The following is a 24,627-nucleotide window of genomic DNA, read 5'->3' as shown; positions in this document are numbered from 1 at the left end:
CCTATCCCTATGGCGGGCAGGAGGTTCGCGTGTTTTTAGGACTCCAAGCGCTTGGCTAGCAGCAACCGGATGCACTTAATCTCGGGCCCCCACATCGCCGTAGAGATCGCATCGACCGGTTCGCCAAAATCATGCAGCCCCGCAAAACGCCAGCCGACGGCATCCATTTGCGCTTGAAACATCGTCATATCGACATTTGGATAGTCAACGGTGAGCACAAGCAAGCCGTCGTTCTTAAGCACCCGGCGGAACTCTTCCAGCGCGCCCCGCAAGGTCTGCGCATCCACATGCTCGAGCACGGAGATACAGAAGATTTTGTCGAAAAACGCATTCGCATAAGGCAAATGCGTCATATCGCACTGCGAGAACCGTATGCGATCGAAAAGGCCGGGATCGAATTCGGACTTCGCCCGCAGACTAACGGATTGCGCGATATCTTCCAGAATCTCCTCCCGGGAGAGAATGCGTCGATCGAGATCGAATGCAAAGGTCGCCGCCGTTCGGGAAGCCGCATAAAATTTGAACGGATGGCATATCCCGCAAGCCGCATCAAGGACCGTGTCCTCAGGAGACAAATACTTCGAGGCCCAGGCATATTCATAACCCCGGCTCCACCATGCTTCAGGCAGATCGTAAGTAAAATGAGGCATGCACTCGTCGTCTACGCGTATAAATCGGGATATGGCATGCTCGTCCGACAGAACATCGTACGTTTGGCTCTCTTCTACCCGTTGCTGTTCCGGGGCATTGACGCCCATAACCCTTTCCAGAAATTCTTTATTGGACAGCATCCCGGCGTGTCGGGGATCAAAACGCAAGCCTTCATTATTATAATGGTAGGCCAGATTGCGATCTCCGAGATTTTCATAGCACACGCAAAGCTGGATATACGGCTTCCATGTCCATGCTGCCGGATCAGGGGAGGCCGCTTCGGAGAAAGGCTTGTAAGCTTTCGTCGCCTGTTTGAACCAAATGGCGGCTTCTCTCCAGTCTTCCTGATCCATGCATTTGGCGCCAAGCCTGCAATATAGCTCCGCCCGCTTATGGTTCAACAGCTCCTTGAGCAGAATCGCCCTGCCTTCGTCTCCGTTTCCCCTTCGCGAGTGAAACTCGTCGAGAAAAAGACAAGCATGCGCCCGGTATACGGGCAGCGAGTCCGCATCCTCCAACGCCAGATATTGCTGCATTCGGTATGCCGCCGCAGTCTCATAGCCGAAACTTGCCAGGCGGAGCGCATCGTCGTAGGGAGAAGCCGGACTGTCGGCGGCGGCCGGCGCGTCATCCGCAACACAACGCGCAACGAAAGCCGGCAATCCTTCAAGATCCGTGTCACGGTACAGATGATAGGCCGGATACGTCGTCTCGACATGCAGCCGCAAGCCAAGCGCGGCGGCACGGACGCAAAAGTGCCGATCCTCCCCCCAATAGCCAAGGTTCGGAATTTCGGCGAACGAGACGCCGGCTTGGATCGCCTTTTTGGAGATCAGCGTGCAGGCGCCCAAGCCTCCTACCTCATAAATACCGGGTACGCGCATTCGTCCGTAAAACAACTCGGTTTCCAGCGTCTTTTGTTCCTCGGCAAGCGCCTGGCGGCGCTCAAGCGGATATTGCTCATACTCGCCATGAAGCCAAACCTGAGGCATGGGTCGCGTCCCGGGCTGCCAGCTGGTCCAAAAAACATTGGAGACAATGTCCTTATTCGACCGGACAAGCCTCTGGAGCGTCTTGGGGTGGAGGATTAAATCCGAGTCGATCAAAAATACGCCGTCAAATCCTTCGTTCCCGGCGGCGGATAGAATCGAATCCTTGTATGCGGCCACTTTCCAGACGAGCGCTTCCTTCCAGATATGCGTGAATTCGTTCCGGTAATCATCCCGCAAGTTGTCTTTATTGGACGCCGTGCCTTTGACGATACGGACCGAAGCGTGTCGAAGAGCGAATCGTTCCAACAGCGCAGAGGAATCCGGGTGTTCGTTATCGTCGATAAAATAATAGCCAAGATCGATGCCATTCAGATCCAGCCGCTCGAGCGATTCAAGGAAGGCGGCGAGAACAGGCTCTTGCTGCCTGATCGGACTGCCTAATAATAGTCTGGTGACGGTCATAGTCATGAACTCCTATTCTTCGCTTCAGCCAATGTTACTGTCAGATTAACATAGAATATCCGACGATAGAACCGTACGGACTGACGAGCCGGATAAAAAAACGGGACGAGGCAGGGAATGTCCTGTTCGTCCCGTTTTTCGGCTGCCGCCCCTATTTGCTCCACTGCTCGAGGCCCGTCTCGTACAAGACATAACCGTGCGTGACCGAAGCCTCCATAATATCCGCGTAAGCCCAGTGCGTGTCGGATACATCGTTCCACACGGCGGGTACGCCGACCGTCTGGCCGGGGCTTCGCTTCAGCAACTGGTTGAACACCTTCACCGCTTCGGCTCGCGTGACGGCCTGATCGGGACGGAAGGAGCCGTCCTCGTAGCCTTGCATCATTCCTTGTGCCTGAACGGCCGCGATCGCTTCGCTCGCCCAGTGCATGCCGATATCCACGAACGTCGACGCGCCGTTCCCGGCCTTGTCCCAGCCGTATAGATTGGTCAGCGTCTGCGCAAGCTCGGCTCGCGTGACCTGGCCTTCGGGCTTAAACGAGCCGCCGGCGTAGCCCTTCATCCAGCCCTGCGCGGCTGCGGTCCGAATGCCGGCGGACGCCCAATGCTTGGCCGACACGTCCTTGAAGGCGACCGCCTTATCGCTCGGCTCCTTCTGCGCCATCGTGCGGGTCAGGACGGCGGCCAATTCGGCTCGGCTCACGCCCTTGGCCGGCTTGAAGCTGCCGTCCGGATAGCCCTTCATATAGGCCGCATGCGTGCCGGAGCCGTTGGCCTTCGGCATCATCTTGAAGCTGTATTCGACGATCGATTGGCCGACGTGTATATTGCCGTCTTTCACGTAGCTGTCCTCTCCATGCTGCTCGGCGCGCGTATCCAGGCGGCTGTCGTAAGCAACATAGCCGTCCTTCTCGCCCAGAATGTAATAGTCGCCGTCCGGATAAACCATCCATCCGTACTTGCCGCCGTCCGTGCTCATCTGCGGATCCCGATTCTGATTCGGCGCGAAGTCCGGCAGCTCGGGCAGTTCGACCAGCGCGCCCGGGGTACGGCCCTTCGACTTGTTCAGCGCGGTATCGCTCCAGTGAAGCGTCACCTTGACGCCATCCACCTTCTTGCCCGTCAAAGCGTCCGTCACGATGCCGTACGGATCGATCAGCTCGGATGAGATTGTGGCGTTCCCCGCGGCATCGACGGTCAGCTTCGCAATCTTGCCCGCGAGCTTTTCTCCGTTCGGCGCGACCACGCTCAGCACGAGCTTGTAGGTGCCCGCAGCGAGCGCCGGCAGTTGAATCGGCTGCCCGCTCTTGATCGAAACGGGCGCATAGCCGAGGCTTTTGCCGTCTGCGGACAGCAGCTGCCCTGCGAGCGCAAGTTGAGACCCGACGAGCTTGGTGAGCGGATCGCTCATTACTGCACCCTTGTCGTCCACCACGTTAAGCGTCACGGACTTGACGGCCGGCGACGCCGTCACAGGGGGAGCCGGCTGCGCTAGCGCTGCAACCGACGCTGTGTTCGAATCGCCCCCGCGGCTGCCTCCGACGACCGCCAGCTTGAACAGGTAGGCCGTACCCGTCGACAGCCCCGTCACGGTCGCCGTGCCGGTCGCGTAATTAAGCGGCTGCTCAGTAGTTGCCGTCTGCCAACTCATTCCGCCGTCAGCGGATACAAGAACGGCAACCTGCGAGGCGCCGGACGGCTTGTCGAAGCTGAGCAACACGCGGTCGCCGCTCCACTCAGCGGACAGGTTCGAGATCGGCTTGGGATATACTTTGACCGTCGACTTCTCGCCTTCCAATTGATCCGCGTAGGATACGTAAGGCCTGCCCTCGGCATCGATCGCAAGCGAAATGTCGTAGGCGTCGCCGCCAGAAAAATCGGCGCCCCCTACTTCCTCCCATGCGTTGCCGCTCCAGCGCAGCACGCTGACCGGCCCACCGCCCTCGTTGCGTTTGGTATAAGCGACATAAGGGACGCCTTGACTGTCTACAGCCATCCGCAGCGAATCCGCGCGCGGTGCGATGCCCGTAGTTCCGATCGCGTCCCAATCGCTGCCGTTCCAGCGGATGACGCTCGGCTTGCGGCTGACGTTCGTATCGTCGAAGACGGCGTATAACGCGCCGTCGACCGGGCTTGCGGCGAGCGAGATACGATATGCCGCCGAATGGGGCGTACCGAAGCCGGAATAGCTGATGTCCGTCCAGACGCCGTCGGCCAACCGGTACACGAATGGTTTGTAGCTGTTGTACGAACCGTCCGGGACGGCAAAGTAGCCGACATACGGCACGCCGTCCTTGCCAATGGCGAGCGACAGGCGCTGCACGCTGGTCTCTGGCGTGAACTGAGCGGCACCGGCCGGCTGCCAGGAACCGTCGGCGAATCTCGATACGGTTATGGCGCCGCCGAGCGGACCGGCCAGATCGCGGTAGGCGACATACGGACGGTTCTCGGCATCCAGCTTGAGATCGGGCAGATCGGCTTCTCCGATGCCGGCTTGTCCTACCGTCGTCCATGAAGCTCCGTCGAATTTGCGCACGGTCAGCAAGCTGTCCGCCGTTGCCGTATAAGCAATATAGGGGCGGCCTTCGCCGTCGAGCGCCAGCGAGACGCTGGACGCCTGTTCGTCGGACGCCTCGGCGCCGACGGATACCCAGGACGCGCCCGTAAACTTTTTAACGATAATCTTGCCCGTCATGGCTTGATCGACATAAGCGATATAAGGGATGCCTCCGGCGTCCAAGACGAGCTCGGTGTCGCGCACCAGTTGTCCGCTGAAGCCCGCCTCGCCCACCAGCCGCCATCCGGTATCCGGCTGCGTCACGATTTGCCCCGTATTGGAGATGCCGCCCTTAGAGCCGTCCTTGACGACCAGCCTGAACCAGTAGGCCGTCTCCGGTTTAAGTCCGGTCACGGTGGCGTCGTTCGAATAATTGTCCAGCGTACCGGCATTGGCGACAGTCCAGGTGGCGCCTGCATCCTCCGATTGCTCCAGCACGACTTCGGTTGCGTCGGGAGACGGACCGAAAAAGACGTGCGCCATCGTGTCGGTCGCAAACTGAACGCTCAAATTGTCGTGCGGCTCCGACACCCAGCCGGCCAGCACGAACGGCAAGATCTGGCCGTTGGTCCGCTCGGCGCCGCTCCAGTCCGTACCCGCGATGTCCGAGCCGGCGTCGTGAAGGCTGTAAATCACGCGCGAGCTCTCCTCGACGCGGGCAGGCTGATAGAGATCGGTGACATAGTTATTGGTTCCCTGCTGCTCCGACAGCGGCTGCTCGTTGACGCCGACCAGGCTTACTCTGGCGGAGTCGGCATCGGTCGTGCCGTAGACGACCCAATATTGCCGGTCGCGGTACAACTTGGCCGGTTTTTCAAAAGAAATGTAAAACCGGCTGAACGGGTTCGACTGGCTGCCTGAATCGACCTGATCTTCAAGCTCGTAGCTGCCGATCGCATCGTCCAGCGCGGCGCCCGGTTTGCCACCGTCGTCGGCGAAAATCGCGACCGACATCTTGGCCCTCGTGGCGGTCGGCCGGCTCGTATTCTCGTATTTGGCGTTCAGCATAACCGCACTAATCTCGCCGTATGCGTTGTTGATGCGAAACGGCGCAGCCACGTAGCTGCCTGACGGCAGCGACCGGAAAGCGGGAGCCGAAGGCGGATTGTTGTAATTCATCGTGTCGTAGAGCGGCACGAATTCTGCCGACGCAGCCGGCAGGCGTATAAACGGCAGCGTGAGCGCCAGAATCAGCAGCAGCGCCAACGATCGTCTTAGTTTACCGTAGTTTTCCATTTAAATTGTAAAACCTCCTGTTGAATCTATCGTAGCTTCTCAAATTATAGCAACCGATTCTGGACATTCTCTGAACAAAATTCGACGAATTTCTTGATTCGCTGTCGAAAAGAAAGAAAGAATATGGTAAAAAGGAGGTACTAATTTTCTCGACGAATGGGGCTTTCACCTAATGAGAGCGATAATTATAGACGACGAGCAGCCTGCGATCGACTTACTGAGAATATTGCTCGCCTCGGACGGGCGCACGGAAGTCGTCGCCACTTTCCGGCGTCCTTCCGAAGCGCTGGAGCGGCTGGGCGAGCTGGCGCCGGACGTCATATTTCTCGATGTCCATATGCCGAGCATGAGCGGCCTGGAACTGGCCGAGCGGCTGTTCGCGCGCTATCCTGGTCTTGAAGCCGACATCGTCTTCGTCACGGGCTACGGACATTATGCCATCGAGGCGTTTCGCCTGAATGCGATTAATTATCTGCTCAAGCCGGCGGACGAGGAGCGGGTCAGGCAGACGGTTGACCGCGTGCTGAAACGAATCTCCAGAGCTCGTCCTCACCTTCAAAATAACCCCGCCGGGGAAAAGCCCGTTCCGGAACCCCAGGACGAATATACCGTCGTTAAAGGGCTCGGCGGCTTCAAAATCGATTCGCGAAATTCGGCTCCAATCAAGTGGCGAACCGCCAAATGCGAAGAACTCATCGCCTTTCTGGCACTGTACAGCGACCAGCCGATGTCCAAATGGGAGATTATCGAGCAGCTCTGGCCCGACCTTGACGTCGACAAGGCGCTGACGATGCTCCATACCACCGTATATCAGTCGCGCAAGGCTTTGAAGGCTTCGGGTCTGCACGCCGACCTTCTGTTCTCCTCCGGCAAGTATCGTCTGTCGTGGTCGGGAGAGCCTGCGGACTTTAAGCGGTTCGAAGCCTTTTTTACGACCTGCTTGAAGGTTGACAGAGACAACGCCCAGCCGTTCGAGCGCATGCTCGCTTTGTATGCCGGAGAGCTTTACGGAGACATGGACGCGCCCTGGTGCATCGACAAGCGCGAGCGTCTGCTCGTACTGTATCTCGATCGCTCCCGCCAATATTGCCGCCATCTCTTGAAGCAAGGCGATGAGGACGGGGCGGAGCGCAAGCTGGGAGAGCTGCTGCGGCGCTATCCGCTCGACGAAGGCTTTCATGAACTGATGCTGGCCTTGCTGGAGAGGCGCGGCGACCGTACCGGGTTTATCCAGCATTATCATCGGCTGGCCGATATTCTTGAACGAGAGTTCGGTCTGCAGCCCGGCGATGGCGTCAAGCAATTGTACGAGCGCGTTTTGAATGCCGGGAAAGCATCCGGCTAAAACTTTTCGCCATCCGGGAGGGCGCCGATTATTAAACTTACTATGCGCACATGGCTTGAAAATAAGCCTCGTCTCGTTTTTATCCTTTCAGCGCTCGTTTACGCCGCCACTTTTTTCGTTCCCATCTATCAGCATCAGCACGCCTACAAGCCGGTCGCCGTATCCGGCACGATGGATCTGCGGGAATGGGATTGCGCCTCGGACGTTACCGTTCCGCTTAACGGAGAATGGGCTTTTTATTGGTCCCGGCTCTTAACTCCCGCCGATCTGGCGGCAGGCACCATACAACCCCAGACCTACATGAACGTGCCGGGTCACTGGAACGGTCAGCGCGTCGGGGACGTCAAGCTGCCGATCAACGGATATGCCACCTACCGCCTTCAAGCCAAGCTCTCCTGCAATCAAGGCACGCTCGCGCTCAAGACGTCCAATATCCGGGCGTCCAACCGGATATTCGTCAACGGCGACGAGATCGGGCACAGCGGATCGCCGGCTGCGACAGCCTCGGACATCGTCCATCGCAATACCCCCTACGCGGGCTATTTTCAACTGCAAGGAAGCAGTGAGCTCGATATCGTCGTTCAGGTCGCAAGCTTCAAGAGCTTCAACTCGGGCATGGTGCAGACGATTACGCTTGGTAGGCAGGACGTGATCGCCCATCTAAGCGAGTACAATGTCCTGTTGGACGGGATCGTTTCTTCAGGCTTTCTTTTTATCGGGCTGTACTTTTTCGTCTTGTATTTCCAGCGCAACAACAGCAAGGAGCTCATCTACTTCGCATTTGTCAGCTTCTCCGGCGGTATCTACCAGATGACGCATTCGGAACGTCTTCTCATGAAGCTGCTGCCCTCGCTAGATGTCATGCCGCAACTGTGGATTGAAAATTTGTCCGCGCTCGGCGTATTGTTTTTCTTCTCCCGATTCACCTACTATCTGCTGCCCGGCGTATTCTCGCGCAAGGCGCTTCGCGTGCTGGAGATCGTCCTGGCGGCGTGCGCGGCGCTCGTAATCTTCACCAAAGCAACGTACTACGCGCCTTATATTTATTCGATCCTGCCGATGTCCGCCTTTGTCATGGGACTGAACGGTTATTATATGTACAAGGCATCGCTCAAGCGCAGACCCGGCGCCGTCTATCTGACGCTCTCCGCCATGAGCTGCTTTATCATGATGTTCACCTCCGCGCTCAACACGCTCTGGCAGCTGGACGGCCACTTTTTCCTGCCTATCGCCCAGCCGATTCTGGTCATCTCCCAGGCGCTGTACATGTCGCTGCAATTTACGAACGACTACAATCAAGTCAGGCGCTTAACGGACAAGCTGTCGGCGGCAGACAAGCTCAAGGATGAATTTTTGGCCAACACTTCGCATGAATTCAAATCGCCGCTCAACGGCATCATCAATATTTCGCAATCCTTGATCGAAGGCGCGCGGGGACCGCTCGGCCGCGAGCAGTCCGAAGATCTGCAGCTGGTCAGGGACATCGGCCGGCGGCTTACGATATTGGTCAACGACATTCTGGATTACTCTCGCATGAAGCATCGCGATCTCGTCCTGCACATCGCGCCGGTGGATCTATCCGCGGTCGTAGGGGCGGTCATCGGACTATACGGTTATGCAATCAAAAGCAAGCCGCTGCTGCTCGACAATCGGATTGCGCCCGCACAATTTTTCGTCCTGGCGGACGAAAACAGACTGTATCAGATTATCCGGAATCTGATCGACAATGCCGTCAAGTATACGGAGCGGGGCAGCGTCACCGTCACTGCGAGCGCCGAGGCCGGCCGCGTCAGGATCACGGTCTCCGATACCGGCAGAGGCATTCCGCCCGATCGGCTCGAATCCGTTTTTATGTCCTACGAACAGGCGGCCGATACGAACACCCAGCTCTCCGGCGGCGTCGGTCTCGGCTTGTTTATCGCGCGGCAGTTGGCCGAGCTGCAGGGAGGCACGATCGCGGCAGCTTCTTCGGTCGGCAGCGGCACGCGCATGGCGCTCACGCTGCCGGCGGCCCCGATGCCGGCAGAAGCCATGCCGGAAGCGAAGACAAAACCATCGCCGGAGCCGGATGAATTCTCCGCTACGGAGGGCCACGGCCCGACAAACGTGCTGATCGTGGACGACGACTACAGCAACCTGCGCGCATTGCTGAACGTCCTTGCGCTGGACGGTTATACGGTGACGGCAGTGGGAAGCGGGGAAGAAGCGCTCCGCCGCATCGACGAACAACCTTACGATTTGTGCATCTTGGACATCATGATGCCGGGAATGACCGGGTACGAGCTATGCAAACGGATTAGAGAACGCTACACCTTGCCCGAGTTGCCCGTCCTTCTCGTTACCGCGGGCTCGAGCAGGGAAGGCATGGCATACGGCTTTGAGGCCGGAGCCAACGATTTTCTGCTGAAGCCCTATGATATGTCGGAGCTGCGTACCCGCGTCAGGACGCTCGTCGCGCTTAAGCAAGCCATGGGACAGGTCGTGCAGAAGGAGCTGGCTTTCCTGCAGGCGCAGATCAAACCCCACTTTTTGTTTAACACGCTCAACACCATCCTGTCGCTAAGTCATACGGATCACGCCAAATCCCGCACGGTGCTCCAGAACTTCAGCGCTTACCTGCGCTACAGCTTCGACTTCAGAGGCGAGACAGAGCTGGCCGAGGTCCGTCAGGAGCTGACTTTGATTAGAGCTTACGTAGATATCGAACTCGCTCGCTTTGGCAGCGAGCTCAGGGTGGCGTACGATATCGATCCGGAAGCCGGCGCCTGCAGGATGCCTTCTCTTATGCTCCAGCCGATCGTAGAGAACGCCATCCACCACGGCGTCATGCGCAGAGAGGAAGGCGGGACCGTCAGCATCTCCGTCCACCTTCGCGGCGATCGGCTGCATGTGAACGTACGGGACGATGGCGTAGGCTTTTCTGCCAAAGACATGAACGGCAGCGGCACGCGAGGGGCGAATGTCGGTCTGGAAAATATTCAAAAACGCCTCAAGCATCTTTACAACGAGTCGCTAATCATTGAGAGCAACCCGGCCGCAGGCACCTCCGTCACGTTTTCCATTCCTCAGCAGCAGCATTAAGCATGCCTAGCTCACCCGCCCGCCTGCCTGTCTTTGCCACGTACATGATATTTGATCTGATTAAAGTTGTCCGTCCAAAGGAGACCGCGATACGTGCCGGATTGGTCTTATCAAACCTTGTTTCGCCCGCTGCTGTTCCGTCTGCCGGCTCGAACCGCACAGCGCATCACGCTTAGCGCCTTCGGCGCTGTCGGACGCATGCCAGGCGGCGCATTTCTCATTAAGACGCTGGGCCACCAGGAGCCTTCCCCTTTGCTCGAGACGGGGTGGTCGGCGACGCCTGTAGGTCTATCCGGCACCATCGATCCCCAAGGCATCGCCCAACGCGGGCTTGCCCGGCTTGGCTTCGGCTTCGTGGAGATTGGCCCCGTCACCGTACACCCGATCAGATCCCGCGAACCGATTGAACTCGATGCCAAGCAAGAGCTGATTTATTTTCCCGAGCCTTTCGAAAACGAAGGCTTGCCTGCCATCATACAAAAACTCGCGGCTTCAGGACACAATCTGCCCAAGTACGTACGAATCGCTGCCATGCCTGACGCGTCCGATGTTGAAGCGGTTTCCCAGTTTACTCATCTGATCGATCGTCTGACGGCGGTTGGCGCTGCGGGCATTTATGTAGATACAACGTCCCTCATTGAGGACGCTTCCGTATGTTGTCGTATACTGAGCCGAGTGGCCGAATGTGCGATAGCTAAAGGCACTCTTTTTATATATCTCCCGCCCGGCTTATCGGAAGATCGGCTTCGCCATCTGCTGCAACATATCGATTGCTCTGCCTGGGACGGTGTCGTGATCGGGGGAGAGCAACCTGCGGAAGGCGGAGCGGCGGTTCAAGGAAGTTGCGTAAAGTCATCGGGCCTGGAGACGCTTCGGCTTGTACGGCAGCTGGGGCCTTCAAAGTGGACCGTCAAAGTGGCCGCCGGCGTCCATGAGCCCCAGGATGCGGCGCTTTTTCTTCAAAACGGCGCAGATGCCGTACTTCTAGGCAGCGGATTTGTTTTCGCCGGACCGGGCCTGCCTAAGAGAATTAACGATGCGAGTATTAGCGACAAAGTAACAAGCGCCGCCATCCCTGAAACGCCATCCTTCTGGAGGCATTGGGGCTGGATGTGTTTGCTTGGGATCGGCATGATCATCGGTGGATTTATCGCTTGGCTGATCGCATTATCGAGCGTGCTGCTTCCCTACGACGAGCGCTTTCTCCATATGAAAAGGGACGAACTCATCGCATTTAACGCACACTTGCTTCATTTTATGTCCCATGACCGTATTACCTTAAGCGGAACGCTGATCTCCATCGGCATTCTCTATTACCAGTTAGCCAAGCACGGATTGCGCGACGGGCTGCATTGGGCCAAAACGGCTGTCACGACCTCTTGTATTGTCGGTTTCCCAAGCTTCTTTCTATATCTAGGCTATGGCTTCTTTGATCCCCTGCATGCCGCGGCAGCCATTATTCTATTGCCCATGTTCCTTCTGTCGCTGAGAAAGAACCCCGACCGGCCATTTCGCGGGCCAGTCAGTAGGGTTAACGATCGAATATGGAAACGGGCGATGTGGGGACAGTTATGCTTCGTGGTGCTGGGCGTTTCCTTAGCCATCGGGGGTCTGACGATTGCGGCCATCGGCGTGACGCAAGTGTTCGTGCCGACGGACTTAACGTTCCTGCGGCTGACGCCCGCAGAGCTGGACGCCTTCAATTACCGGCTCGTCCCGCTCATCGCCCACGACCGCGCGGGCTTCGGCGGCGCGTTATTCTCTGATGCCGTCGTGTTATTAATCACGGCTTTGTGGGGAATCCAACGCGGACAACGCTGGCTGTGGAGAACCCTCCTCTTCGGCGGCATGCCCGCCTTTATCGCAGGCCTGAGCGTCCATTACGGGATCGGCTACACCGATTTCATCCATTTGCTGCCTGCCTGGTTTGCCTTTGCGCTTTATGTGGCTGGGTTGATTTTGTTGTATCCGTATATGCATGGGGTGGATAGGGGGGACTGAACCTGAAGCTTCGCTCGAATTTCATTCATTTGTTGGTGAATTAATAGCTACAGGAGCTGCCGCCGTCAGCTCCTTTGCTTCAACAAGTTCCAGGTTTAAATATGGATTAAACTTTGAAGGTTTGCACGATCGATTTGAGCTCGGCCATCCGCTGATTCAGCGTCTGCGCCGAAGTGGTGATATCCTCTGAAATGGCACTTTGCTCTTCCGCCGAACCTGCTACGGTCTGCGTACTCTCTGCAGATGCTTTGGAGATTCCGACCATTTCCGCAACGGACGCGGATACCTCCTCCGAGCCGGCGGATAGTTGTTCGGTCGTGGCGGAGATGTCCTGGATTTGTCCGGCCGTATCTCGCACCGCAACTCGGATTTGCTGAAACCCATCGCCGATGCTTCTCATCTTTACGACACCTTCGTCGATCGCCTCCACGTTTCGCTGCATAGAGCGCATGGCCCTGTCCGAGGTAAGTTGAATGCTGCCGATTAAGCTGCCAATATCCTCTACCGAACGCTGGGTTTGTTCCGCGAGTTTCTTGACCTCATTGGCCACTACCGCGAAGCCTCGGCCCTGTTCGCCGGCATGTGCGGCTTCGATCGAGGCGTTCAGGGAAAGAAGCGCCGTTTGGTTCGAAATGTCTGAGATTACGTCGACAATCCGCCCGATCTCGTTGGAGCGTGCGGACAATTCCTCCATCGCAGCGGATGCCTCCTCGGCGGAAGCGCCGATCACATCCATCTGCTCGATCGCGGTGGTAATGTCGGCGACGCCGTCTTCGACTTCAAGGGCGACGCGGTTGGTCATGTCCGCGACGCTGCCGGAGGATTCGGCGATTCGCTGGATGCCTCCAGCCACCTCCTCCATGGCCCGGGCAGATTGCTCCGACCCTTGAAGCTGCGCATCGGCACCGTCCGCCACCTCCTGAATGGAGGCGGCAATCTGCGAGGCGGCATCGGAAGACTGCTCTGCAGACCGCTTCAACTCCTCCGATTCGCCCGCCACCTGGTCTACCGTCTTATTGATTTGCCGTACAATGCCGGCAAGGGAGTCGATCATCTCGTTAATGTTGCCGCCCATCTGCCCGAGCTCGTCCTTTGTTCGGACTTGTACGCGATCCTTCAAGTGTCCGGTCGCCACTTTTTTCATCACTTCAGAGATAGCCAGGATCGGCTTGACGATCATGCCCGTCACGAAGACGGCGATCAATCCGACTAACAGGAGTACCGCGACGATAATCCATACGGTCAACGTCTTGGCACGATTCACATCCGCCATGATTTCGCTTTTTGGGGCAGCCACGATCAACTTCCAATCCGTATTTGGAATCGAGGCATATTGCACGATAAGCTGCTTTCCTCCCGACTCCCGGTATTCGACAGACCCGCTCGATCCGGCAGCCAGAATCTTCTGAAAGGCGTTTTTCTCGCTAGCGGTGGGTTGAAAGTCTTCCAATGATTTTCCGATTCTGCTTTGGTCCGGATAGGTGTAATATTCGCCTTGTCCCGATAGGATGTAACCGAATCCGGTTTTGCCAACCTTAATTTTATTGGTCAGCGTCGTTAGCGTCTCGGGAGACACGCTAGCCGAAATGGCGCCGACGAATTTTCCCGAGGCATCCAAAAGCGGAACAACCATAGGCAAGACATACTTGTTCGTCTTCTTGCTGACCAGCATGTCCGAGATGACCGGTTGCTTCGTCTCCTTAATCTTTATAAAATATGCCCGATCCGAGGCGTCGAGGGAAACCTGGTTCGTATCAATGCCTTTGCCATCCGAGCCCAGCACGGTATATGTACTGATCTCCTTATCGCTATCGTCAAGCACCCTAAGGATGGGAATGAGTTTCTTCGGATCCGCTGACTGGAACTCGTCTTGATGCTGACTGCTCAACTCCTGTAAAGCAGAAAATTTGGATTGCATCCAATCGTCGATTCGAGAAATATTCAGCTCTTCGACTGTCTCCTGCATTTGTCCTTTGTCGTTTTTCGAAACGCCTGTGAAGTACTGAATATAAAATAGAGCCGTACCTAGCAAGGGAATGATAACTAGCATAAGCAGCACAATTGACAGCTTCAGCCGTATAGAGCTTCTTCCCCGATTCCATTTGAACTTCATAATCCGTCCTCCGATACCTGATGCATTGCTTGTTGGTCCATCAGTATATATCGGGTCTTGTAAAGTCAATATGAAGATATAAAATGGTATACTTTGGTAACCGTTTTCAAGCCGCGCTTCACAACTCACTCAAGATTAGGTTGTAAAATTAGGACCGTATACCTCAAATTCATAAATCCTTGCTGCCGCATTCGTGGTTTGCGTAGGCGTCGTTACGTTCAGCTTTTGTTCGCTTGCTTCACGGAACCGAGATCGATCTGCAGCCAACGGCTACTCGACTTGGAGCACCATTTGCTGTCGTTAATGACGTCTAACCTACCAAAAAAAGCTACCATCGCTGGCAGCTTCTCTCGCAAACATACCGGATTCACCGTAAATTCAAAGCAGCTTAATCAGCGCTTCCAACTCATCGACCAATCCTTTGGCAAGTTCAAAATCCGTATCTTTTAAAGCCGATTCTATTTTCATTTCAACCGACTTTTTCTTTTCTTCCTTTTCCAGATAATCTCGATCAAAATGGCTGGCATAGATCATCTGTCTAAATTTTCGCATGCTCATTTTTCTGATCGTCTTATCTTCAATGACTAATACATAATCCATACCGTTTACGACCGAATAGAAATCATGAGAAATCATGAGAATGGCGCCCTTGTAGTCTCCAATGGCTTTCTCCAGGGCGACTTGCGTATAGGTGTCTAAATGGCTGGTCGGTTCATCAAGAAGCAATACGTTTGCTTTACTGGCGGCGACTTTAGCGATTTGAAGCAAATTTTTCTCTCCGCCGGATAAAGAGGCAATCTTCTGATTAACGATTTCTCCTTCAAAGCCATAGCTTGAAAGGTACGATCTAACCTCATCATAAGTTTTAAATCCGGCCTCGATGAATTCTTCTAATATCGTGTTCGAATCCTTTAGCACTTCGCCTTGATTCTGCGATAAATATGCCAATTTAACGTCAGCGTTGATTTCAATTGCATCATGACTGTTTTTAAAGATATCCCGGAGTAAAGTTGTTTTCCCGGTACCGTTTGCGCCGATGATAGCTACTTTATCCGTAGATTTAATCTCAAAGTTCACTTGGTCTAAAAGCAGTTCATCAAAGGCAACGCTATAATTACTGACCTGTATGACGGTGCAATCTTCAATTTCATGATCCAGGTCGAAACGGATCGCCGGCTGCTTCAGCGCAACGAACGGCGCTTTAATTCTACGCGCTTCCAATCGCTCTTGGAACCTGACTCTAGCTTTTAACGCTCTACCTCTAGAGGCTTCTGAATTATAAGTTGCAATCACTCTAAGATTGTTGATGACTTTCTCGTTTCTCTCACTTTCTTCTGCCTCGGCGACTGCGATTTCTTGTAGCTCAATTTTAGTCTGAAGCAGTGAGAAGTTATAATCTATATATCGCCCGTCAAACTCTTGGATCTCCGTGTTTTCAAGGTGCAGGATTTTGTTGAAGCAATGATTCAGTAAATATCGGTTGTGCGTCACAACGAGCAGCGTTCCTTTATGAGAATTAATGAGATTTTTTAGCGCATTTAGGTTTTCAAAGTCTAAAAATACATCCGGCTCGTCCATAATCAATACGTCAGGACGACGAAGCATTTCCTTCATCACTTGAATAAGCTTGAATTCCCCGCCGCTCAGGTCGGATACCCTATGATCTCTTAGCTTCGTAAGGTTTGCTAGATTTAGTTTCTTATTGATGTTGCTTTCATAATCGTCCCCGCCGATGGCCTCTAACGCGTCTAAAGCGAGTTGATACTTTTCCAATAACGAATCCAGATCCGAGGTGGATTCCATTTCCGTACAGATCGATGTGATCTCGTTTTGTAGCTTGATGAATTCTTCCCCTATATAATCGAAAACGGTTGTTTCTTTCGCGTTATCGAGTTGCGAGAATTGACTTACATGCCCGATTTTGCAAGCCGGGTCTATGTCTAAGAGGCCCTCGAACATATATCTGTCCGGATCCATCAGGATGTCTATTAACGTACTTTTCCCATTGCCGCTCGTTCCGATAAATGCGCAATGCTGTCCTTCTTCAAGCGTAAATGAAATGTTTTTATATAATTCTTTTTGCGGAAACGAGAAGGAGAGTTGTTCAACTTTTATCATCGTATGACCTTTCCTTGTAAAACATAGATTTGGCGTTTGCCGTTGTTAGCGTAACACTGATCACAACCGACTTCAATCGCATATGTTCCGACGGTCCGAATGCGCCGTCCTCCTATAAGTCCGCCGCTTGCGCGCCTCCCCTCCCCGTCTCAATGCGCAGCCGCCCGGAACAGCGGATCTGCATCCGCGAAGGCGCGCAAGATTTGCCCTGCATAGTCGGCCTCGGGCACCGGGCTCGCCTCGATCGACTTCAGCAGCTCCGCCATCGCCTGGCCTTCGTCCACGAAGCTGCGAACGAACCCCTGCGGCTCCGCCAAGCGCAAAGCGGTCGTCAGCAGATCGAGCGCCTCCTTCGTTCGATCGGTGCGATGCATGATCAAGCTTTGCAGAATGAGAATTCGAATCCGATCGCGGAGACGGTCTTCTTGCCGGAACAATTGCTGCAAGCGTTCCGCCAAGGCCGACGCTTCCTCCGTACGGCCGCATGCTGCGAGCACGTTCGCCAAAGCGATATACGCCGAGACGCCATTCATCGATACTTCATCCGTCGAGGCCATCCCGCACCGCTCCAGCCATTCCGCCGCCGCATCCAATGCGCCTTGGCGCACGGCCAGACAAGCTTTCTCTGCTTCAATTTTTTGCCGGAAAAGCGCGTAATCCGGAGATTCGATCCGGCCTTCCAAACGCGTCAGCAGCTCCGCCGCCTCCGCGGGACGGCCGAGCGTTTGCTGAATTCGCGAGGCGCCGATGTAAATCTGCATCAAGCTCCGCGTATTAAGATGCGCTTCATCGGGGAGAAGGACGTGACGAATGCAGCGCTCGGCCTCTTCCATCCGGTTCCATTCGTAAAGCAGCATGCTGTACGAAGCGTACAGCCGACCGGCAAACGGATGCCCTTTCTGATGCGCCCATCTGGACGTCCACTTCAACAGAAATGCAGCCGCAGCCCGATAATCGTTAATGAAGGACAAATGATCCTCGAATTCTTCGTAACCGCTATAGCGATTGTCCCCGATCGTTTGAAGGAAGCCGCCTTCCGGCGTATACAGGTCCGCTAGCTCAAAGTATGCCGATACCCGGTCCAGATCCTTCTCAAAATAGCTGGAGGAGGCGCAAACGAAGCAGATATCGCCCATCATTTGCTTCCATTCCGTTTCGTCCATTTGCCCCTTCTGGTTCTCGTAGCGGCGTTTGGCTTGCTCTGCTTTCGCATAGGCCTTATCCCATTGCCGGATTCCGATGAGCAGCAGCAGATAGAACATCTCGACCATCGGCCGCTTCGAGATGAAGGGCTCCGGAAGCTGCAAGATCCATCTGCTCAGCGTAGCGAACTTCTTCTGCAAGAAAGCTTGCAGATTGTTCTCGATCACGCGAACGGCGCCGCCGTACTGCCGGCCTTCCAAATAGTGCCTGGCCGCATCCTCTTCGAAGCCATGGCGCTCCAGCCAATCGGCCGCGCGGGCATGCGCAAGCATCCAGTCCTCGGGCGCGCTTTGAGCGAACAGCCGCTGCAGAAAATCGGACAGCAGCTGATGATATCGGTACCAGTCCCGCCGATCGTCCAGCGGGCTGATGAACAAATTCCATTGCTCCAGCTGCTGCAGGTACTCCTGACTGTTCGATTGTCCCGTTACAGCTTCGCATAGGGCATGATTCATACGGCTCAGAATAGACGTTCGGAGCAAAAAGGCGCGCATCTCGTCCGATAGATGACTGAACACTTCCTCGAGCAAATAATTGGCGATATGTTGCTGCTGGCCGTCAAACTGCCGTATCGCTCTCGCGATGTCGCTGCTGCTCTTGAGCGCGAGCGCCGCGAGCTGCAGGCCGCTGATCCAGCCTTCCGTCCGCTCGCACAATTCGGCCGCCTGCTGTTCGGACAACGACAAACCCTTCGTCCCCCGGAAAAAGGTCAAACCCTCGTCCGGATGAAACCGCAAATCCCGAACCGTGATGTGCCGCATTTCCCCCTTGGCCGGAAGTCCGACGTCGGAAACGGCTGTATCGGTTCGGCTCGCGATATACAGATGAATGCGGGGAGGCAGGTACGCCAACAAATAACGCAACGACTTCTGAATGGCGGGCAGCTCGATCAGATGAAAATCGTCGAGAACGACCGCCAGGTCGGCGGACAGTTGACGAAGCTCGTTCAGCAGAGCGGAAATCGCGGGCTCCTGCGATTCGGACGACGCGGATGGCCCCTTCTCCAGCAGCGGCCAGACCGTTCGCGCAAAGCCGGGGATCCTCTTCTGGATCGAAGCGATGACGTAGCTCCAGAACGGGACCCACTCGTCATCCTGCTTGTCCAGCGATACCCACGCCACAAGGACGCCGCTATGTCTGGCCCATTCGCCGAGCGCCGTCGTCTTCCCGTAGCCTGCCGACGCGGAGACCAGCGTCAACTTGGCTGTCATCCCCTCGTCGAGCTTGCGCATTAACTGCGGCCGTGGCACTAAAGCGTTACGCAAACGCGGAATATATAGCTTGGTCTGGACAATCAACTGGCAACCCTCCGAAAACGACAGAAAATAGGTTTTAATAATGACTATGTCGACAGTAGGGCCCAGAATCCTGAGTTAGGCTAAACCGCAGCGCTATCTTCGCCCGGCATTTATTTGGCTAACGTATCTGCACTTTCCTTTAACCGCGCTTCCAAAATCAAGCGCAGCTCATCGGGAATCCGTTCAAACTCGACGCCTTTCCCCAAAAACAAAAGCCAATCCGCATAATACGCCAGCGCCTCGGCATCGTTCACGTCCAATTGAACGTTAAAAATCCCGCTCGACTGGAACATCCCTGTAAAGGATAAAATAATCCCCGGCGGGTGCATGCGCTTAAAGCGCTGAATCCCGGTCCAGTCAAGCTTTACAACCAAATTGGACTCCCGTGCGCCAAGCCGCTTCTTGCTTAAAATCTCTTGCTCGGATCGCTTCATCTTCTCCGTGGAGATGGCCGAATCCCGCAGCATCTCGACAGGTAAATACCGAAACTCATCCGTATCGAAATCATAAACCTCGACCAGCCAATGCGCGTTCGAGTTAAAAATATGAATCAAAAATACGTCCATCAACTGAGGCCAGCCGGCACTTGGCTCATAAGTCAAGCGCAGGTGCTTATCCCGCACAGCAAGCGAGATCAGCTGGTTCAACTCCGCAGGCGCCGTATCATCGAGCTCCAGCAGATTCGGATTCGCAGGATTCGTATTTTCGAAAAGCAGGATATGATTCAGCTCGATCAGCTCGTCGTGCTGGGCTTGCGAGGCGATGCCGATGAGTTTTTCAGTGATCGAGCGGCGATTTTGCAAATAAGGCAGCTGCGAATTTTTCGAAGCGATAAAGCTGATAAATATCGCTTTGAGCTCCTCCGGCGTGAAACGGACGGCGGACAGGTACTGATTTTGCAGGACATTGTAGCCACCCCCGCGCCCTAGCTCGGACGTCAACGGGAAACCCATCGCCTGGATCTCGTTAATGTCGCGGATCGCCGTCGCGCGGGAAATCTTGAACTCCCGCTGAATCTCCGCAATCGTAAAATGCGCGCGGTTATTGATAAAGCGCATAATCAGGTTCACTCGTTCGGTCTTTTTCATGACTGTATTGTATCAGAAATGCAGCATCGTTTTTTGAATCCAGCAAAAAGAGTATCGTTTTTTGATACATTTAGCGAATAATATCAATCTTGTAAAGAATCATCCCAAAGGAGAGAATAAAAATGTCTAGCTACGCCATCCAAACCGTCTCGGAAAACTACAAAATGACTGCTTTCGGCGTTTTACTGGAGGACTACAACGACTGGGCAGGCAATGCGGCAAAAACGGCAGCGAAAAAAACGGAAATCACTGAAAACGGCAAGCTTGCCGCGCTTCTCGCGCTCGCTGACGGGCAGGAATATCAGATCAATTACGTCATCGGCGGCAAAGCTTGGCGCGGCTTCGGCGTGATGGGTGCATACGACGCGGAAGACGCGGTCGTTCTCGACTTCCTCGCCGGGGAATACCTCGTGGTGCCTGGCACTGGCGCCGACAAGGACCGCCTTGCCGACGAAATAACAGGCAAAGTTTTCGGCGGCCTGCTGCAAGAAATCACGGACTACAAATACGTCGGTCCCGGCAACTCCACATTCGTCAAAGCAGCCGAAGACGGCAAGTTCTACGGCGAAATGTGGCTTCGTGCGAAAAAAACAGGAGACTAATCTTAAGTAAAGGAGCGCTCTCGTGGATAGTTACGCCGTCGAACACAAAAAGTCGTTTACACTGACCGCTTACGGTTTTTCGATGCAATCCCATTTCGGAGACGCGCCGGCTATGCAAAAAGAAAAAGCGGCGTTTTGGGGAGGACTGATGGCCGACGGACGTTTTGATAAGCTTAAGGCGGCCGCAAAAGACGATCGTGAATGGTCGGTCAACGAGGTTTATCAAGGCAGACCGTGGAATTACTTCGCGGTAGAGGCTAGCAAATCGGTGGCTGACGCAACGCGCATGATCGAGTTTCCGGAGAGCGAGTACATCGTGATCGCAGGCACCGGCGACAAGGAAGCCTTGTTCGATCAGTTGACTTATCGCGCTTTTGCCGAAGTCTTGTCGCAAGTCACGGACTATGCTTACATCGGCGGTCCGAATGCGACTTATCGTAAAGAAAACGGCGATGGCACGTTCTACGGCGAGTTTTGGGTTCCTGTGGTTCAAAAATAATAGGGCCGTCGTACCGACTTTAGCCGCACGGGTGACTCCCCCGTACGGCTATAGCCGGTATGACCCCGAATTTACGGTCGCATAAGCCGTTGCTCTATTTTAGTTGCCCAGCGTGACACTTTTCTTTAATAAATGCATCGTCCCGTCCCCATTCCCCGGGTCAAAGGCCATCAATCGCTCATAGCCTCGACGTTCATACATAGGCAGCAGCCATGGATGTTTCTCGGCCGTCGCTAATGTAACCGCTGGAGCACCCAACTTATCGCGAATGATTTGCTCCTCCACCCAAGTGAGCAGCTTGTTGCCGACCCCTTTTCCCTGAGACGCAGGATCCACGGCAAACCATCTCAGGAATGGCAGATCCGTAATGCCTTTAAGCTCATTGCCTTTAGACAAGGTAACCGTAGCTTTAACTTCCCCATCAATCTCCAAAACATAGCATTCATTTTCCGCGATATTCGTCTGGATCATCGCCAAATCCACATGAGCGGCAGGCCAATGAAGCTCCAGCTCGCGTATCGTGACATAAGCCTCGTAAATAACCCCTTGTAGTCTCTCCGCATCCTCTTGCGTCGCTAAACGATAAATGTCACTCATCCTCAAAGGACTCCCTGCAAAATAATATTGAAATTCAAGGCTTTTGCTCGGAATAAACTCAAATACACTCTAACATAAACTTATAGCATTCGTTAATTGAGTTTTTCTATTCATTCATCGAATTCACTTCCGACTTTTGCTTGTGTCTATTTAATATTTAGCTTATCATCTAAATACAAGTTAATTAGAAATTTATCTAAATATCAAATTCTTGAATCGACGAAAGGATGTTATGCCATTTCATGAACGACACCTTCAAAGCATTGTCCGATCCGACTCGAAGGAAAATTCTTCAATTACTTAAAGATAAGGATCTTACCGCGGGAGAGATTGCCAGTCATTTCGATATATCCAAGCCAAGCATCTCCCATCACCTCGGCATCTTGAAGCAAGCCCGTCTCGTTCAGGATGAGCGGCAAGGCCAGAATATGATTTATTCCATCAATTTGTCCGTCATGCAGGAGGCCATGGGCTGGTTTCTTGGCATGATCGGAGCCAAAGGAGGTTCTTCCTAATGAATAAACACGAGTATACGCAAGAGAAGCTTGCGTGGTCCGGCAGGGATTGGTTGCTGTTGGGCATCAATGCCCTGATCTTTGTCGTTATGTTCATCCTCTTTAACGATGATCTTCCAGCAGAGGTAGGCACCCACTTCAATGGTCAAGGAGAGCAAGACGGCTCCATGTCGAAGCCGTTCTTCTGGCTGATCAACGCCGTCATCACGGTGGCGCTGCCTGCCGTACTGTCCCTCCTGAGACGCGTCGATCCACGCCGTCAAAATTACCGATTTTTCGATGGTTATTATTATCTGATGCGCTGGATTATCAGCCTGTTCCTCCAAGCCGTCCTGCTTGTCGTTATTTTCGTGAACCTGGATTACAACGTACCTACGCTTCACCTTGTGCTGGGCGGCCTGGGTCTGCTATGGATAGCGATCGGGAATCGGATGGGCCAGCTCCGCAGCAACTTTTTTATAGGCATAAGGACACCTTGGGCGCTGACGGATGAGCACAACTGGAAGCGGACTCATCGTTTCTCGGGGAGATTATGGTTTGTCGCGGGTATCCTCATGTTTATCAGTGCGTGGATCATCGCTTCAGATTGGATCATGCCCGTATTGTTTACATGTGTCTTGGTCAGTTCCTTGGTTCCCTTCGCCTATTCTTATATGCTCTACATGCGCAAAGCTCAATCCTAAAAAATTTAATTCAATGGAAAGGCGGTTCGTTCATGAAAAAGACGCTCTTACTGTTCGTTGCGCTTATCGTTCCTCTAACGACATTCTCGGTCGATGCATCCGCTAACGCCATCAAGGTGCTTCTTGAAGGTAAAGCCATCTCCTTTACCGATGCGCAGCCCTACCTGGATAACAATGAAGTGATGATTCCTGTGCGTGCCGCGGCAGACGCTTTAGGCATGAAAACCGTATACCGGGGAGCCGCGAAAGAAATCGAGCTTCTTGTACCCACCGCTTCAATTATGTTTAAAATCGGAGACAACAGCGCCGCCATAAATGGAAAAGGTCCCCTCTTGTTCGGAAAGAACGCGGTGCTGAAGCAAGGTCGCGCATTCGTTCCGCTTGCCTTCTTCCAGTCGGTGCTCGGTCTGTATACGTCATACAATGCCGACCTTAACGAGGCTGTCATCGCAAGCTCCGCCCCTCCTATCGAGAAAGAGCTGCCGTCTCAATTAGTAGAGGAAGAGGTCGTGATCGGCGAGGGAACAGCCTTCCCGCTGAAGGGGACTTTAACGATGCCCAGAGAGGCCGACGGCCCTCTGCCGGCAGCCGTTCTTGTCCATGGCTCCGGTCCAAGCGATCGGGACGAAACCGTAGGCGGCTACAAGCCATTCCGCGATATCGCGTGGGGACTGGCGGAGCAGGGCATCGCCGTTCTTCGTTACGAAAAAAGAACCCTGGCTCATGCAAGCAGCTTCACCCCCGAGATGCTGGCGAAGTTCACAGTCAAGGAAGAAACGATTGACGATGCGATCGCAGCCTCTCGGTTGCTCAAAAAAGACGAGCGAATAAACGCCTCCCAAGTCTATGTGATCGGGCACAGCCTTGGCGGCATGATGGCTCCCAGAATCGATGCGGAAGGCGGAGATTTCGCCGGCTTGGTCATCATGGCAGGCACGACTCGCCCCTTATGGGCGCTCATCCACGATCAGAATAAAGCCTCTGTCGATACGATGGACGACAGCGATCCGGCCAAGGCAGCGAACGCGGCATGGTTAGCTGACGAACTGCGCAAGGCAGCGAGCATCAAAAGCATGCCGGAAGAGGAAGCGCTCGGCCAATCCGTCTTCGGCGTGCCGGCCTATTATCTCCGCGATATGGATATCCACGATACCGGAGAGCTGGTAGCCGCATCGAATAAGCCGATCATGGTGCTGCAGGGCAGCGACGACTTCCAGGTGTATGCCGACAAAGATTATGTGCTCTGGCAGGAAGCCTTGAAGGATAAGCCAAGCGCAGTCTTGAAGCTATACCCCGGATTAAACCACTTTTTCGTAAATTATAGCGGCAGCGGGGAAGGCACCGCAGCCGAATATAAGATTCCGGGTAGCGTCGATCCGCAAGTAATTGCGGATATCGCCAGCTGGATCGCGAACAACGATTAACGGCAAAATTGGGGGCGCAAGCGCGGTACATGACAAAAAGGGGCTGTCCCAAAAGCCCTTTGAAGTTGAAGCAAAAAGCTGAAATGAAGCCGAAATAGCCAAACGGGACGAAGCAGGGGAGTTTCCTGCTTCGTCCCGTTTGCGTTTTTGGTCGATGGCGAC

Annotated in this window: 15 protein-coding genes; 8 read left to right on the top strand and 7 right to left on the bottom strand. The window is 54.4% G+C overall.

The genetic code is table 11. The features are described 5' to 3' along the window. Positions 1-35 precede the first annotated feature (35 nt). Both ACFOTD_RS29790 and ACFOTD_RS29785 read right to left on the bottom strand, forming a co-directional pair. A complete protein-coding gene (locus ACFOTD_RS29790) occupies positions 36-2,105 on the bottom strand; it encodes a methyltransferase domain-containing protein (RefSeq protein ID WP_378123602.1) in 2,070 nt (689 codons plus the stop codon). A gap of 151 nt (positions 2,106-2,256) precedes the next feature. Beyond that, positions 2,257-5,898 (bottom strand): S-layer homology domain-containing protein, encoded by a 3,642-nt coding sequence (locus ACFOTD_RS29785; RefSeq protein ID WP_378123601.1) that lies wholly within the window; start codon positions 5,896-5,898, stop codon positions 2,257-2,259. A 172-nt stretch (positions 5,899-6,070) separates the two neighbouring features. On the opposite strand from ACFOTD_RS29785, the gene ACFOTD_RS29780 reads away from it, so the two are divergent. The 3 genes from ACFOTD_RS29780 (at position 6,071) to ACFOTD_RS29770 (ending at position 12,325) form a co-directional block, all read left to right on the top strand. After that, positions 6,071-7,243: a response regulator gene (locus ACFOTD_RS29780; protein WP_378123600.1), complete on the top strand. Its 1,173-nt coding sequence runs from the start codon at positions 6,071-6,073 to the stop codon at positions 7,241-7,243. A 42-nt stretch (positions 7,244-7,285) separates the two neighbouring features. Further along, positions 7,286-10,324, top strand: coding sequence for a hybrid sensor histidine kinase/response regulator (locus ACFOTD_RS29775; protein ID WP_378123599.1), 3,039 nt, complete (start codon positions 7,286-7,288; stop codon positions 10,322-10,324). A 93-nt stretch (positions 10,325-10,417) separates the two neighbouring features. After that, the gene (locus tag ACFOTD_RS29770) at positions 10,418-12,325 is read left to right on the top strand and encodes a dihydroorotate dehydrogenase (RefSeq protein WP_378123598.1); all 1,908 of its coding nucleotides are present in this window, start codon (positions 10,418-10,420) and stop codon (positions 12,323-12,325) included. A gap of 106 nt (positions 12,326-12,431) precedes the next feature. On the opposite strand, the gene ACFOTD_RS29765 is transcribed toward ACFOTD_RS29770, so the two are convergent. The 4 genes from ACFOTD_RS29765 to ACFOTD_RS29750 all read right to left on the bottom strand — a co-directional run bounded on the left by ACFOTD_RS29765 (position 12,432) and on the right by ACFOTD_RS29750 (position 20,145). Continuing rightward, positions 12,432-14,567: a methyl-accepting chemotaxis protein gene (locus tag ACFOTD_RS29765; RefSeq protein WP_378123597.1), complete on the bottom strand. Its 2,136-nt coding sequence runs from the start codon at positions 14,565-14,567 to the stop codon at positions 12,432-12,434. Between the two features lie 249 nt (positions 14,568-14,816). After that, positions 14,817-16,556, bottom strand: a complete 1,740-nt coding sequence (locus tag ACFOTD_RS29760; protein ID WP_378123596.1) for an ABC-F family ATP-binding cassette domain-containing protein — start codon at positions 16,554-16,556, stop codon at positions 14,817-14,819. 149 nt (positions 16,557-16,705) lie between these two features. Then, the gene (locus tag ACFOTD_RS29755; RefSeq protein ID WP_378123595.1) at positions 16,706-18,970 is read right to left on the bottom strand and encodes a winged helix-turn-helix domain-containing protein; all 2,265 of its coding nucleotides are present in this window, start codon (positions 18,968-18,970) and stop codon (positions 16,706-16,708) included. 197 nt (positions 18,971-19,167) lie between these two features. Next, entirely contained in the window at positions 19,168-20,145 is a 978-nt protein-coding gene (locus ACFOTD_RS29750; protein WP_378123594.1) for a helix-turn-helix transcriptional regulator, read from the bottom strand. Positions 20,146-20,267: 122 nt separating this feature from the next. Between ACFOTD_RS29750 and ACFOTD_RS29745 the strand changes: the two genes are divergently transcribed. Together ACFOTD_RS29745 and ACFOTD_RS29740 are read left to right on the top strand one after the other, a co-directional pair. Continuing rightward, entirely contained in the window at positions 20,268-20,747 is a 480-nt protein-coding gene (locus tag ACFOTD_RS29745) for a hypothetical protein (RefSeq protein WP_378123593.1), read from the top strand. 22 nt (positions 20,748-20,769) lie between these two features. Next, positions 20,770-21,246, top strand: coding sequence for a GyrI-like domain-containing protein (locus ACFOTD_RS29740; RefSeq protein ID WP_378123592.1), 477 nt, complete (start codon positions 20,770-20,772; stop codon positions 21,244-21,246). A gap of 99 nt (positions 21,247-21,345) precedes the next feature. On the opposite strand, the gene ACFOTD_RS29735 is transcribed toward ACFOTD_RS29740, so the two are convergent. Then, positions 21,346-21,843 (bottom strand): GNAT family N-acetyltransferase, encoded by a 498-nt coding sequence (locus tag ACFOTD_RS29735; RefSeq protein WP_378123591.1) that lies wholly within the window; start codon positions 21,841-21,843, stop codon positions 21,346-21,348. Between the two features lie 242 nt (positions 21,844-22,085). Between ACFOTD_RS29735 and ACFOTD_RS29730 the strand changes: the two genes are divergently transcribed. Genes ACFOTD_RS29730 through ACFOTD_RS29720 form a run of 3 tightly spaced genes read left to right on the top strand, consistent with a single transcriptional unit; the run spans position 22,086 to position 24,465 of the window. Next, the gene (locus ACFOTD_RS29730) at positions 22,086-22,358 is read left to right on the top strand and encodes an autorepressor SdpR family transcription factor (RefSeq protein ID WP_378123590.1); all 273 of its coding nucleotides are present in this window, start codon (positions 22,086-22,088) and stop codon (positions 22,356-22,358) included. After that, positions 22,358-23,041, top strand: a complete 684-nt coding sequence (locus ACFOTD_RS29725) for an SdpI family protein (RefSeq protein ID WP_378123589.1) — start codon at positions 22,358-22,360, stop codon at positions 23,039-23,041. Before ACFOTD_RS29730 ends, ACFOTD_RS29725 begins: the two co-directional genes overlap by 1 nt. Then, complete coding sequence (locus tag ACFOTD_RS29720; RefSeq protein ID WP_378123588.1) at positions 22,927-24,465, top strand: alpha/beta hydrolase family protein; 1,539 nt, start codon at positions 22,927-22,929, stop codon at positions 24,463-24,465. Before ACFOTD_RS29725 ends, ACFOTD_RS29720 begins: the two co-directional genes overlap by 115 nt. The last annotated feature ends 162 nt before the right edge of the window (positions 24,466-24,627 follow it).

The organism is Cohnella sp. GCM10012308 (genome assembly GCF_042649185.1).
Classification (GTDB): domain Bacteria; phylum Bacillota; class Bacilli; order Paenibacillales; family Paenibacillaceae; genus Cohnella.
This window is presented reverse-complemented; position numbering and strand designations above follow the sequence as displayed.

Bases quoted from the DNA above. Each gene is read 5' to 3' on its own strand.
- ACFOTD_RS29790 (WP_378123602.1), bottom strand. From the start codon at position 2,105: ATGACCGTCACCAGACTATTATTAGGCAGTCCGATCAGGCAGCAAGAG.
- ACFOTD_RS29785 (WP_378123601.1), bottom strand. From the start codon at position 5,898: ATGGAAAACTACGGTAAACTAAGACGATCGTTGGCGCTGCTGCTGATT.
- ACFOTD_RS29780 (WP_378123600.1), top strand. From the start codon at position 6,071: ATGAGAGCGATAATTATAGACGACGAGCAGCCTGCGATCGACTTACTG.
- ACFOTD_RS29775 (WP_378123599.1), top strand. From the start codon at position 7,286: ATGCGCACATGGCTTGAAAATAAGCCTCGTCTCGTTTTTATCCTTTCA.
- ACFOTD_RS29760 (WP_378123596.1), bottom strand. From the start codon at position 16,556: ATGATAAAAGTTGAACAACTCTCCTTCTCGTTTCCGCAAAAAGAATTA.
- ACFOTD_RS29755 (WP_378123595.1), bottom strand. From the start codon at position 18,970: ATGACAGCCAAGTTGACGCTGGTCTCCGCGTCGGCAGGCTACGGGAAG.
- ACFOTD_RS29750 (WP_378123594.1), bottom strand. From the start codon at position 20,145: ATGAAAAAGACCGAACGAGTGAACCTGATTATGCGCTTTATCAATAAC.
- ACFOTD_RS29745 (WP_378123593.1), top strand. From the start codon at position 20,268: ATGTCTAGCTACGCCATCCAAACCGTCTCGGAAAACTACAAAATGACT.
- ACFOTD_RS29735 (WP_378123591.1), bottom strand. From the start codon at position 21,843: ATGAGTGACATTTATCGTTTAGCGACGCAAGAGGATGCGGAGAGACTA.
- ACFOTD_RS29730 (WP_378123590.1), top strand. From the start codon at position 22,086: ATGAACGACACCTTCAAAGCATTGTCCGATCCGACTCGAAGGAAAATT.
- ACFOTD_RS29725 (WP_378123589.1), top strand. From the start codon at position 22,358: ATGAATAAACACGAGTATACGCAAGAGAAGCTTGCGTGGTCCGGCAGG.